At 34.9% G+C, this 13628-nt stretch carries 12 protein-coding genes; 8 read left to right on the forward strand and 4 right to left on the reverse strand.

The genetic code is table 11. The annotated features are described in order from the left end of the window. Nucleotides 1-285: 285 nt before the first annotated feature. The 6 genes from IPI31_18855 (at nt 286) to IPI31_18880 (ending at nt 3877) form a co-directional block, all read left to right on the forward strand. The gene (locus IPI31_18855; GenBank protein ID MBK7569880.1) at nt 286-495 is read left to right on the forward strand and encodes a helix-turn-helix transcriptional regulator; all 210 of its coding nucleotides are present in this window, start codon (nt 286-288) and stop codon (nt 493-495) included. Continuing rightward, a complete protein-coding gene (locus IPI31_18860; protein MBK7569881.1) occupies nt 492-827 on the forward strand; it encodes a HipA N-terminal domain-containing protein in 336 nt (111 codons plus the stop codon). Before IPI31_18855 ends, IPI31_18860 begins: the two co-directional genes overlap by 4 nt. Beyond that, nucleotides 814-1764 (forward strand): HipA domain-containing protein, encoded by a 951-nt coding sequence (locus IPI31_18865; protein MBK7569882.1) that lies wholly within the window; start codon nt 814-816, stop codon nt 1762-1764. Before IPI31_18860 ends, IPI31_18865 begins: the two co-directional genes overlap by 14 nt. 81 nt (nt 1765-1845) lie before the next feature. Then, the gene (locus IPI31_18870; protein MBK7569883.1) at nt 1846-2493 is read left to right on the forward strand and encodes a hypothetical protein; all 648 of its coding nucleotides are present in this window, start codon (nt 1846-1848) and stop codon (nt 2491-2493) included. Between the two features lie 179 nt (nt 2494-2672). After that, a complete protein-coding gene (locus tag IPI31_18875; protein MBK7569884.1) occupies nt 2673-3020 on the forward strand; it encodes a heavy-metal-associated domain-containing protein in 348 nt (115 codons plus the stop codon). A 104-nt stretch (nt 3021-3124) separates the two neighbouring features. Further along, nucleotides 3125-3877, forward strand: coding sequence for a YcxB family protein (locus tag IPI31_18880; GenBank protein ID MBK7569885.1), 753 nt, complete (start codon nt 3125-3127; stop codon nt 3875-3877). A gap of 61 nt (nt 3878-3938) precedes the next feature. Here the strand turns inward: IPI31_18880 and IPI31_18885 are convergent, their stop codons facing one another. Beyond that, nucleotides 3939-5000, reverse strand: coding sequence for a hypothetical protein (locus IPI31_18885; protein ID MBK7569886.1), 1062 nt, complete (start codon nt 4998-5000; stop codon nt 3939-3941). Between the two features lie 140 nt (nt 5001-5140). On the opposite strand from IPI31_18885, the gene IPI31_18890 reads away from it, so the two are divergent. Further along, nucleotides 5141-6490: a 1-acyl-sn-glycerol-3-phosphate acyltransferase gene (locus tag IPI31_18890; protein MBK7569887.1), complete on the forward strand. Its 1350-nt coding sequence runs from the start codon at nt 5141-5143 to the stop codon at nt 6488-6490. A gap of 53 nt (nt 6491-6543) precedes the next feature. After that, on the forward strand, nt 6544-7455 hold the full coding sequence (locus IPI31_18895) for a bile acid:sodium symporter family protein (GenBank protein ID MBK7569888.1): 912 nt from the start codon (nt 6544-6546) through the stop codon (nt 7453-7455). Between the two features lie 165 nt (nt 7456-7620). Here the strand turns inward: IPI31_18895 and IPI31_18900 are convergent, their stop codons facing one another. The 3 genes from IPI31_18900 to IPI31_18910 form a co-directional block, all read right to left on the reverse strand. Next, nucleotides 7621-8406: a DUF3494 domain-containing protein gene (locus tag IPI31_18900; GenBank protein ID MBK7569889.1), complete on the reverse strand. Its 786-nt coding sequence runs from the start codon at nt 8404-8406 to the stop codon at nt 7621-7623. A 205-nt stretch (nt 8407-8611) separates the two neighbouring features. Next, nucleotides 8612-11716, reverse strand: a complete 3105-nt coding sequence (locus IPI31_18905; GenBank protein MBK7569890.1) for an insulinase family protein — start codon at nt 11714-11716, stop codon at nt 8612-8614. A gap of 32 nt (nt 11717-11748) precedes the next feature. Further along, the gene (locus tag IPI31_18910) at nt 11749-13563 is read right to left on the reverse strand and encodes a DNA polymerase III subunit gamma/tau (protein MBK7569891.1); all 1815 of its coding nucleotides are present in this window, start codon (nt 13561-13563) and stop codon (nt 11749-11751) included. Nucleotides 13564-13628 lie beyond the last annotated feature (65 nt).

Genomic DNA, 13628 nt, shown 5'->3' on the forward strand with positions numbered 1-13628 from the left:
GACACATTTTGAGATATTATTTATTCCCTGTGAAGACACTGCTGGGGCACGGCGGGAAAATGATGCGAGCGTGCGCCCCGACAGTGTCTCCATAAGACAATGATCACGAATAAAATAAAACCACCAATGGGACGCTGCCGGAATTAGGAACATTAACAACCTTCTCAAAAAACCAAGCAACACCTATTATATGCAATAACATATAAAATAAACTTTTCATCAATAATTATATCCATTTACATATAATTTCCTATATTTGCTTAATTTTATATCCAAAAGCATATAATGAAAAGTTTAGCGGATTTTGTCAAAGACCGTAGGAAAGAAGTAAACCTTACACAGGAAGAGTTCGCAGACCGAGCCGGAGTTGCGCTTACTGTGGTACGTAAGATCGAACAGGGTAAAACTAATCTAAACATGGACAAGGTAAATCGGGTTTTAAGGATGTTTGGACATGAACTGGCTCCTGTTAACAGTAAAAATGGAAATGTATGAGGCAGGGAAAGGTATTTTATAAGGATAATTTAGCAGGTATAATTACGGAAACGAATGATGGCGATTATGTATTTGAATATAATGATCGATATGTAAAAGAGCATCCAAATGATTTTATTTCATTCACCTTGCCCGTTACAAATATACCTTTTACAGAAAATAGACTCTTTCCATTTTTTGAGGGTTTAATACCTGAAGGGTGGTTGTTGGATATTGCATCAGAAAACTGGAAGATCAACAAAAATGATCGCATGGGATTACTTTTGGCATGTTGCAAGGATTGTATCGGAGCCGTGAGCGTACTTCCAATAAAACAAAATGACGAAGCGTAGATGTTTATATTGTTATGAAGTGCTTGAGCACAATTCAGATTTTCATGAATTTTGCTCCATGGAATTTTTTGGTACACCTATAGCTCCAAAAATAGAATATTCATTAAACCAAATTTCCGAACTCGCCAAAAATGTTGTTGAACGAAGTATTGCGGTTCCCGGTGTTCAGGCAAAATTGTCATTGTCGTTAATTAAAAAAAATAAAGAGAATTCAGATACAAGATTTACAATTGTTGGCGCATTTGGCGGACAATATATTTTTAAACCGCCTTCTGATCGATTTCCGGAAATGCCGGAAAATGAACATGTAACCATGCGGATGGCAGAAACCTTTGGAATTCGTGTTGTACCTTCATCATTGATCCGTTTATCGTCCGGAGAACTTTCCTATATTACAAAGCGAGTTGACAGGGATGAAACCGGACAAAAGATACATATGCTCGACATGTTTCAGATCACGGAAGCTTTTGATAAATATAAAGGTTCCATGGAGAGAATCGGTAAGGCATTGGACATTTATTCAGCCAACACATTGCTTGATAAAACATTTTATTTCGACTTAACTCTTTTTAGTTTTCTATCAGGGAATAATGATATGCACCTGAAGAATTTTTCTATGATCAAAAGTGCATCGGGTTGGGTATTGGCTCCTGCATACGATCTATTAAATGTTGCCATTGTGTTTCCGGAAGATAAGGAGGAACTTGCATTAACACTGGTTGGAAAGAAAAAGAAATTGAAGCGCGAACATTTTGAACAGTTCGGTGCAGGTTTGGGATTAAACCCTAAACAGATCAATGGTGCTTTTTTGCGATATATCAAAATTAAATCAGCTGCAATAGATTGGATCGATAAATCATTTTTGTCGAAAGAAATGAAAACAGCTTATAGAGAGTTGATTGAAAAAAGGTATAAACAACTAGGATTAATTGAATAATAAAATCCCATCGAAAACACCGAAATCGGGTTATATTGATCTGAATTTGCATTTTTAAATACTACAACGGAAATATTAATCATGAAACAATTTATGTTTTTTGCACTCCTTATTAATTTCCTGAGTAGTTGCACCGATCAGAATTCAGTCACTGAGCACAAAAAAGAATTTGAAGGCAAAATTATTTATTTAACAAAGTTGGAATCAAAATCCACAAAGTTTACAACCGACGAATTTCAGAGTTTTTTTGGAGATACCATGACTTTATATATTAAAAATGGTAATTATCGCATGAGTTACAGCGGGAAAGATGTAAAAGACATTTATTACATAAATAAAGACAATAATCAGTATACCTTACGACATGGAATTGATACACTGTACGTGGGCGATTGCAGCATGGAAGAAAAACATCTAAAGAGCACCAAAATAAAAGAAAATGCGGAATTTATTTTACAGAGACAATGTGATCTTCTGATCAACGAGACAGAAGATTGGAAAACTTTTTATTGGTTCGACCCAAGTTTATATATTAATCCCGATAATTTTACAAATCACGAATTCGGACATGTTAATACCTATTATTCCAAAGCAAGATCACCATGGTTGAAATACAAATATGAAGGAAGGAGTTATAACCTTTCACATCAGGCAATTTACATAAGTGAGGAAAAAATAAATGATGATACTTTTGAACTACCCAAACTGCCGAGAGGAATATTAAAATAAATATTAAGCAAGCAACTTGATCTGCTTGGGCAGTGTATCCACAAAAACATACATTTTACCAAAATTAAACCTTCAGTGGGACGCTGCCTCAATTGGGAGCACACGTTTCTGCTTTTAGTGTGCAACTTTCCTTCTATTTATCTTAAATCACGTATTTTTACCTAAACTTTGAACTATAAATGAAAAATCTAATAATACTGATACTATTAACGCTTAGTGTAAATATATCTTTTTCGCAAACTGCCAAAAAGGAAACCATTGTAGTAAAAACTTCCATAGTTTGCGATCACTGTATGCAGTGCGAAAGCTGCGGGGCAAATATTTATAATTCCACACTCACCATTCCTGGAGTTAAAAACATTGATGTGAGTCCTGAGGCTAATACGATCACCGTTACCTATAAAACCTCAAAAACCGACCCTGATAAAATTCGTGCGGCAATTGCAGCATCCGGGTATGATGCCGATCATGTAAAGGCTGATCCTTCTGCTTATATTAAACTTGATGGATGTTGTAAAGCGAAATAAACGTATTGCAGAACTTTAATAATAAACCATTACAGGCTGCTTACTTAAGTATTTGATAAATAAAGTATTGTTACCTTAGATGCAAATATTCTCAACCTAATTGCATGGGATCTAAAAATTTAGGAACTGTAATTATAATTTTTTCTTTGCTCGTAGGTACAATAGCAATATTATATTTAGCTACGAGAATATTGTGGTTCACCGTTCCTGCAAATTTGATGTGGCTTCTTATCTTTGCGATACTATTAATGATATTTCTCACAATATCAGCCATAAGATATGGCAAAAAAATATATGACGATACAAATGTTGAATCGAGATTCGACAATGTTGATAATACAGTTTTAACTGACAAAATAATCGTAAAAGTCACAATTCAAAAAAAGGAATACATTAAACTTTCTTATATTCTCTCTTATTCAAACTTATTGATCGTATTTCTTTCCATAGCCGGAGTTTTTATGTTGGGGCTTGTATTACAATATTTTCTTTTTCCTGTGGAAGCAGACGATTTTCCCTTTTTACCTTTATTAATATTTGTTTATGCTCTGATATTCACTCCGCTTTCTGTTTATTATAATTCTATAAAAAACATGAAGACCATGGCTCTGTTAAAGGAAACTGTTTATTATACCTTCAGCTCCGAAGACCTCCACATGAGATGTGAAAGCATTGACACTAATATCAAGTGGAATGTAATAAAATCGATCAAAGAATTAAATGATTGGTACATTTTGTATGTCGGAAAGAACAGAGGTTATTTTATCCCAAAATCTCAATTTAGTTCAGGACTTGATGAATCAAATTTTCGTAATTTGTTATTGAGCAAAACAACCATAAAGAAAGATTTGAAATAATTCGAAAGTATGATAATCATATTTTATAAATGACGCTTCATCAAATAAATTATTATCTGCTTTATCTTTTATCCAACACTCCACCAATACAGTAATGACAACCATCAAACCCATCCGCTATTGCTTGTTCTAAAGTGTCGTAATCTACTGTATGTTCCGAAGTCATATGATCTATCCATTTACATTCCCAGTGATGCACTTCACGCGATGTCGGGTTTATGTTTGCAATATACTCTGAGCGAAACATAGCATAATGATAAAATGCCTTTACATCATCATGAGTCGAATCGTTATCGAGTTCCAATATATGTAATTGTCCATTTATTCCCGGCGCAATTCCGTCACTTAGATCCCAAAAAGTAATTCCCTCAATTTCTTCCCCCCAGGTAAATAAATCGGTTCCTATTAAAATTTTTTTAACTCTCATAGCACCTGTATCCAACCATTTAAAAACATGTAATCCGCGGGCCGCATTTTCATTTGGATTCATAGAAAAAGGAAAGGCACTCTTATTGGAAGTCAAAAACAAATGTGTTTCTTCATTTTCTGTAACAAATACTCCTCCTTGAATTCCTGATAACATAAGGGGTTCTTCATTTTCCTTGTGGAGAGGAATAGTATCCACCAACATCAATTCAAAACTATCACTATTAATAGTTAATTGATATGCGAATAATTCAGAAACATTATCGAATGCAGAACTATATAAAAATCCATCTGATTGATTTACAGCACACCAGGAAGCATGGCCATCCTGCGAGGGAACTATATCACTGCCAATAAAAGTTAATGTATCTGCATTAAAACAAGCAATACTTGCTGTGCGATTATCATCGGAATTTTCAAGTCCTACAAATAAATAACCATTATAAAAATCAAGATCACCAAAGTGATCGTAATTCACTGCAAGTTCAGCCGGAATTGGGATATTAAATATACCTCTGCTAATATCATCTGTAACATCATTCAGATCAACCCCAACCGGAATTTTCCAGATACGGGATTTTTGACTAATAAACCAATGATCGGCATTATGTGTTACGCCTTGCAATTCCTCACTCCAAATTGTTTGAGAGTCGGAAGGATAATTATTCAATTGCCTGAAAAAAAGATTATCTGCCATTAAATTAATTAATTAATTGATTGATTGATCAAATTTAAAATACTATATAATTATAACCAAATGTGATTGCTTCGACATTACTTCGTAATGTCTCGCAATGACTCACAATGCCTCGAAAAGTTGTAAATTAGCCCCACCTTATGCTTTACGCCATATTAAGATTCCTATTTAAAATAACAGGAAGAGTATTCTTCAGCAATATTACTATTCGAAATAAAGAATTAATTCCGAGATCAGGACCATTAATTGTAGTTGCCAATCACCCAAGTGCTTTTATGGATCCCATAGTTATTGCAACTATTTTTGAACGAAATTTATATTTTCTAGGGAAAGGGATTTTGTTTAAATCTAAATTAGGAAAATGGATATTACCTAAATTTAATACGATACCTATTTACCGGCGCGCTGATGACCCCTCGGAAATGAATAAAAACGAGGATACCTTTCGTACATGTTATCAGTATCTGGAAAAAGGTGCTGCAATTTTAATATTTCCGGAAGGCATTACAAAAACCGAAAGAAAATTGGGCGAATTAAAAACCGGTGCAGCCAGAATAGCTTTGGGTGCAGAGGCAAAAAATAATTTTAAACTGAATGTTCAGATCATTACTGTTGGATTAAATTATGCAAATCCACATAAATTCAACCGCGGCCTTTTCATCAATATCGCTCAACCAATATCAATTTCAACATTCCAAAACGAATATGAAACTGATAACGTAAACTCTGTGCTAAAAGTAACAGAAATGATAAAAGTGCAACTGGAGCAAAATATCATTGCGATCGGCGATCAAAAGATTGATGAACTTTCACGGGACATTGAATATTTATACAAATATAAACTTGTTAGGGATTGGGGTGATGATCAGCATTCCGGATTTCTGTTAACCAAAAATATAATTGCTGCAGTAACATATTTTATAAATACAGAACCGCTGCGTGCTGAAAAAATGGCCATACGAATTAAACAATATCTTCGCAATGTAGCAGCCACCGGATTAAAGGATGAGCACCTAATTCTGGAAGATAAAAAAAAGATGTCATTAGGCAAAATTATATTTTCGTTGATTGGTATTATAGTCGGGTTGCCTTTTTTTATTTATGGATTTATCAATAACATCCTTCCTTTTATAATACCGGGTTGGATCGCTGCCAAAGTTGCCTCACGTAAAGAATTTATTGGCTCTATTGGAATGGCGATGGGATTACTTACTTTTATTATATTTTATACTTTGCAGATAATTTTAGTGGGTAAATTTTTTGATCATTTTTGGATCACATTATTTTATGCTCTGAGTTTACCCGTTTCCGGATTATATGCATTCGGCTATTTTCACACAATTAAAAAAATAAAAGCGCGTTGGCTTTTGCTCTATATTTTTAATAAAAAATCAGTATTTATTGCCAATCTGATCGCCGAACGCGAAAATATAATTGCCGAATTTGACATTGCCAGAGCAGAGTTTGCTGCCTATCGTGAAACAAAATAAACTTGTCCAAATAAATTTTTATCTTACTTTTACCCTACCTAAATCATCATGGCATGTGTGAAGAAATAGATGGCATACAACTGAATTTTGCGAGCGACAAATTATTTTTGCTCAATCTTTTATTGGCTTTTTTAATGTTCGGCATCGCGTTAAGTTTAAAGGCTGCCGATTTTAAAAGAATAGTGGAAACACCACGCAAGGCATTTGCAGGATTGATCAGCCAATATATCTTCCTCCCCTTGCTCACTTTTGCTTTGGTATTAATTTTCACACCATGTCCGAGTATAGCTCTTGGAATGTTTTTATTGGGTTCTTGTCCCGGTGGTAATATGAGCAATTTTCTTTCCCATCTCGCAAAAGGAAATGTTGCACTTTCGGTAACCCTTACTGCCACTCAAACTATTCTTGCACCATTAATGACACCGCTTACCTTCGCACTCTGCGCAAATATTTATGGACCGACCCGCGAACTTATGCAATCCATTAATATTGATACTGTTCATTTAATTATTGAGATACTCACAATATTAGGGATCCCACTTATTTTAGGAATGTTCATCAACTATAAATTCCCGGGTTTTACGGCTAAAATTATTAAACCCATTCAAAAGATCTCCATATTTTTATTTTTAGGATTTGTAGTATTTCTATTTGTAAGTAATTACGATCAATTTGTTCAAATAATTGGAGCCATATTTATTTTGGTTTTATTACATAATGGACTGGCCATGGTTGGCGGATATAGCATTGCATCACTATTTCGCCTCGACTTTAAAGATAAAAAGTGTCTTGCCATTGAAACGGGTATCCACAATGCAACTTTAGGATTAATAGTGTGGGCTAATTTTTTTCCTATGCTCGGTGGAGTTGCTGTAGTTGCCGGGTGGTGGGGAATCTGGGATCTGGTGACAGGGTTTGCCGTTGCAATTACCTGGTCGAGAATGGCGAAAAAAAGCCTAGGATAACAGGTTGAGTTCTTTAAATATTGGTAGTAATTTATATGTGGACTTAAATTAAATTATTTTGTTTTTTTATGCATCATCTCAACACAAAAAGTATGGATAATTTAACCATAAAAAAAAGAGTTTGCCTTTAATAGACAAACCCTTTTTTTATAATAAAATAAAATATTAAAACGGATAAGTAACAGAATTCATTTGTAATGTAACAGCCGTTTGAGCTAATAATCTTCCATTTATACTTGCGCCAGTTTGTAAATTGATCGCTTTTTTACATAAAATATTACCTTCAAAGTGACTGGTAGTTCCTAAAGTAACTGCACCGGTTGTTTGCCAGAAAATATTTTTTGCCTTAGCTCCTCCAATTAATGTTACATTAACACTTGATCCAACGGTTAAAGTACCGGAGATCTGGAATATCCAAACATCAGTTGGTCCACCGGAAATAGTAATGTCTGTAGGCATATTTACTGCACTGGTCCATTTATATAACCCCGGTGTAAAAGTTAGGCCACCAATTGTTCCTGCGCCTAAATTCAAAAAATCGGGATCAACTCTTCCAGCTGCATCAACATAAGCAGTTTGCATAGCGCCAACTGCATTCGTTAATTTACTTGGACTTGCTACACTGCATGGCAATGGACCTGCAGCATCCACAGATAAAATTGAGCCGGTAACTTCAACGCAACTCAAAAGAATTGCAGCACCGGTTATAGGACTAGAACCAATATTACCGGTAACGGAAGATGGGAACACATTGGTAATTCCGGATTTTGAAAGAATTACAAATTTTCCCGCACTACCAAGATTTACAGGTGAAGGACCTGCCATAGCAATGTCAAACTGAGGTTCAGGAGATTCAATATTCGCCATATCAGCCAGTTCCGTTTTTGCACATCCTGCGATCAAAACAACCACTATCATTGTAATGGTTGCAAATACATTTCTATTTTTCATACTTGCTTGTGTTATTTATTAGTTTAGATTAATTAGTGGAACAAAGGTGCGAAGCAATACATGGGCGTTGTTACATATTTAAATGTAAAAGTTGCATGATTACCACATTTGAGTGAGCAACGCATCAATAATTCTCAATAAAAAAGGGGATTATACATTTACGTATAACCCCCCGGGTTAAATTTGTTATTGAAATTGATACTATTTAGTATCCAAATATCTCTTCCAGACTTAGTTCAGTAAATTCACCCAAACCCTGGAGATATAACATATCGAGTTTATCCTTATCTCCCATCACTATAATTGTAAAGGTTCGATCAGCTATATGAGCGTCAAAAAATTCCTGCATATCCTGAAGCGTTAAACTTCTGGCCTGCAAATAAATGTCTCTGCGATAATCGTGACTTAATCCCTTTCTCCTTACATTTTCATAATTCCAGAAAATTGCTGAACGAATGATACGTTCGCTTTCAATTTGTTTTGATACTGCATCGATACTGGCATTAAATTGCTCTTCTGCCTGAGGCATATTATTCATGATCTCCAACATTGCCTCAATTGCCTGTTGCATTTTATCGGCCTGAGTTCCAACAAATGCTCTTACATAATGCGCTTCATCCTTATTATTAGGAGTAGTAAAATTTGCATATGCGGAATATGCCAGAGCTTTTGTTTCTCTAATTTCCTGGAAAATAATACTGGATAATCCACTTCCGAAATATTCGTTAAATAATCTGGCTTCAGGTAAAAGCGGTGTTGAAAAATTCTGATCTTTTGCAATGAACATGATCTGAGCCTGCACCATATCATAATCGACAAATAATACTTTATTTGTTTTAGTTTCTAATTCAGGATAACGTTTTGCCTGCGGATAATCCTGTAAAGCTGCCGGTGTTTTATGATATTTAACGATCAAATTTTTAACATCATCCGGATTTTGGCGACCATAAAAGAATATGCGGTGTTTAAATGTCTCCAAAGATTTAATTTTATCCACCAAGGTTTGAGGCAAAGTATTTTTCAATTCGTTTTCGGCAACAATATCGGTAACCGGAGAAACGGAACCCCATTTTGCATATCCAGCCAATGCAGAATTAAATATTGCATTTTTACTTGTCTTGGCATCTGCACGCTCTTTTGAAATTCCCTCCACCAATTCTTTATATGCTTTAGTATCCGGTTTTACTGAATTTAATAAATGTTCAAATAATTCCAGGCCTTTTTCCAGGCTCGTTTCCAAACCAGTTAATGAAACATAAACACGATCGCGGCTGCTGAAAACATTAAAAGTTAATCCCAATTTAAAGAATTCCTGCTGCAGTTGCGCAGCTGTGTACTTATCGGTTCCTAAATATGGTAAATAATTAATTGCATATCCGATCATATCATCATTATCAGTACCCATATCGAGAATATAATACAACTCGAACAATTCATTTTCTTCATTTCTGATATAAGAAAATGGAATTCCATTTCCCAGATCTTGTGTTGCAATACGTTTTTCGTAATCAATAAAATCGGGAGTTATACGCGTTGAAGGAAGTTCCGAAAATCCTTTTACAAATTCACTTTGTGCCTCTCTGTTAGCTTCAACGGGGGTAATTACCGGTTTATCCACTTTTTTTACATTTTTATCTTCCCCCTGGCGCTTATTTATAACCACATAGCCATTTGCAGTAAAATATTTATTGGCAAAATCAATAATTTCTTGTTTGGTTACTTTTTCCATCATATTGTATTCGTTCAGATAAGCACCCCATTCAATATTTTTAATAAATACATTTACAAATGCATTTGCTCTTCCTGAATTTGATTCAAATGATTTAGTACGAGAAAGTTTAAAATCGTTTACCACCGCTTTTATCAGCCATTCATCAAATTCCCCTTTTTTAAGTTTATTTAATTCAGCCAATAATAACTGTTCACATTCCTCTAAAGTTTGTCCTTCACGTGGATCAGCTGATAAGGTAAGAACTCCGTATTCTTTCCATTCGCTGTAAAACGCACCTGCATCCAAAACTTTTTGTTGTTGATTAAGATCAAGGTCGATCAAACCTGCTTGCTGATTATATAAAATTCCTGCTACTAATTTTGCAATGGTATTATCTTTTGTATTTGCACCAGGCATACGAAATCCCATCATCATTGTTTCCGCTTCCAAACCATAAACATCGCGGCGTTGTATTTCAGATAATGGTTGTTCTGTAGGAAATTTCTGATCACCTATGGGCCTTTTTACATAAACTCCGAAATATTTATCAATCAAAGCAATTGTTTTATCATAATCAATATCACCACTCAAACAAATTGCCATATTATTTGGAACATAAAAAGTATAAAAATATCCCATGATATTTACCATGGATGGATTTTTTAAATGTTCTCCATCTCCTATAGTAGTTTGAGTTCCGTAAGGATGTGTTGGAAATAAAGCCTTGTAATATGCTTCAAACATTTTACTTCCGTCGCGATCCTGACCCATATTATATTCTTCATATACTGTTTCGAGTTCCGTGTGAAATAAACGCAATACACAAGTGCGGAATCTTTCACTCTCCACAACCAGCCATTTTTCAATTTCATTACTTGGAATATCATTTACATACACAGTCTGTTCTTTGCTTGTATATGCATTAGTTCCTTTTGCACCCAAGGAACTGATCATTTTATCATATTCATTCGGCACTGCAAATTTTGCTGCTTCCTGACTAGCATTATCAATTTGTTTGTAGATCTCCTTTTTCTTTTCGGGATCTTTTTCCAAACGATGTTTTTCATATAATTGTGAAATGCTTTCTATCACCAATTTCTCGCGATTCCAATTTGTAGTTCCGATATTACCTGTTCCTTTGAACATCATATGTTCAAGATAATGTGCTAATCCGGTAGTTTCTTTTGGATCATTTTTTGAACCGGCACGAACTGCGATATAAGTTTGAATTCTGGGTTCGGCTTTATTTTGAGATAAATAAACTGTCAGACCGTTTTTTAAGGTATAAATTCTTGTTTTGGAAGGATCATCTGGAACGGAAATAAATGGATATTTTTCTGCCTTAAATGTTGCATTTACATTTGGCGATCCATTCGATTCTTTAAATATAGTAACAGGATCTTTCACGCCTACTTCAACCCTAACCGGCCCGCTCATTCCACTGGCTGAAGCAGATTGCTGACTGCTTGCATTCGAGGAAGACGAAGAAGAACTGGATGAGCTTGATGAACTGCTGCTTGAACCTGTTTGTGCTATAACAAACTGCCCAACAAAAAGAAGCGCAATCAATAATTGAATCTGTGCAAATCGTTTTTTCATTTTATTGTATCGTTTAATTTAAATTTAATTAATTAATAATCGAGTTCGAAACCTAAAGTATCCTTCAGATCTTTAATAAGAGGATTTAATTCCTCCATTTTTTTATATTTTTCCTGTGTTGTGTATGGTCTTTTTAATCTGTCATTTTTTGCAGCACCAACTTCAAACGCAATTTCAAACTGATTATTCTCCAACGCCTCCTTTATAAACATTCTCATTTCGCTGATCATTTCTTTCATTATACTTACTTCAACAGAAGAATCCAGGCGAATTAAAATTGCATTACTTTCATTTATTGTAACTTCTGCATGATCCATTATAATTGCAACGCGATGATGGTCTTTTCTTATTTTATCAGCATATTGTTTCCAAACAACAAAAAACATTTCAGGGGAAATTGTTTCCATCGGTTCTTCAACAGTCACCTTTTGTGAATCTGCAAGACGTTGGTCGTCTTCTTTTTTAATTACTTGCCTAAGATCCGTCTTTTTGGGTATGATCACGGTTTCCGCATCATCCATCTTGGGAGTGAAAACCGTGCTATTTTCTACAACAACTTTTTTAATGTGAGAAATATTCTCCTGTAGAGGAGATATATTTTCAACTGTAACTTCTTTTAATATTTCCGCTTTCGATGTTATTATTTCTGCAGGAGTAATAATTTTTTCTGATATTTCAATTTTCTTTTCCAGTTTTATTTCAGTCAGTCGCGGAGTTTTTTTTTCCGTATTTCCCGCTTCAAGGGATGAAACTGCATTGTGCATATAACACAATTTCAGAATGGCAAGCTCAACATGTAACCTTTTATTTTTGCTGGTTCTGTAATTTACATCTGCGGTGTTTAATACATCTAATCCAGTTAACAGAAATGATGATGTAATTAATGCAGACTGATCTTTATATCTTTCGGTTAGATTTTCACTTATCTCGAGTAATTGAATTGTTTGTTCATCCTTACACATTAACAGATTTCTGAAATGTTCCGCTAATCCGTTAATGAATGTATCCCCTTCAAATCCCTTATTTACAACTTCATTATATAATAATAAACAAGAGGAAACATCTTCGGATGCAAAGGCATTCGTAATTTTAAAATAATATTCATAATCGAGAATATTTAAATTTTCGATCACATCTTTTGCCGTGATCTTTTTTCCGGAGAAACTGGTGATACGATCAAAAATACTAAGTGCATCGCGCATAGCGCCATCGGCTTTTTGAGCGATAAGATGCATGGCTTCCTCATCACAATCAACACCTTCATTTTTGCAAATGATCTCCAGTTGTTTGGTCATGTGTTTGATCTTGATCCTGTTAAAATCAAATATCTGACAACGACTTAATATGGTTGGAATTATTTTGTGTTTTTCGGTTGTTGCAAGAATGAATTTTACATAAGGTGGTGGTTCTTCCAATGTTTTTAAAAATGCATTAAATGCACTTGAACTCAACATATGCACCTCATCCACAATATAAATTTTAAACTTGCCCGAAGCTGGTGCATATCGAACCTGTTCCACTAAACTGCGGATATCCTCCACTGAATTATTAGAGGCAGCATCTATTTCATGAATATTAAAAGAGGCATTTTCGTTGAAGGAAGTACAACTGCCACAAACATTACAAGCTTCACCATCAGGAGTGATATTTTCACAGTTAATGGTTTTTGCCATGATACGGGCACAGGTTGTTTTTCCCACGCCGCGTGGACCGCAAAACAAAAAGGATTGCGCCAAATGGTTGTTTTTGATGGCGTTTTTAAGGGTTATCACCACCTGATCCTGCCCTATCACATCATCCCAGGAAGCGGGCCTGTATTTCCTTGCCGATACTACAAAACTTTGCACGGCTTAAAGATAACGATTTTGCCCCGTTTGAAAAACCACATTGTGACAAAATTTTTACCGGAAGA

Source organism: Bacteroidota bacterium, from assembly GCA_016706865.1.
Classification (GTDB): Bacteria; Bacteroidota; Bacteroidia; order Chitinophagales; family BACL12; genus UBA7236.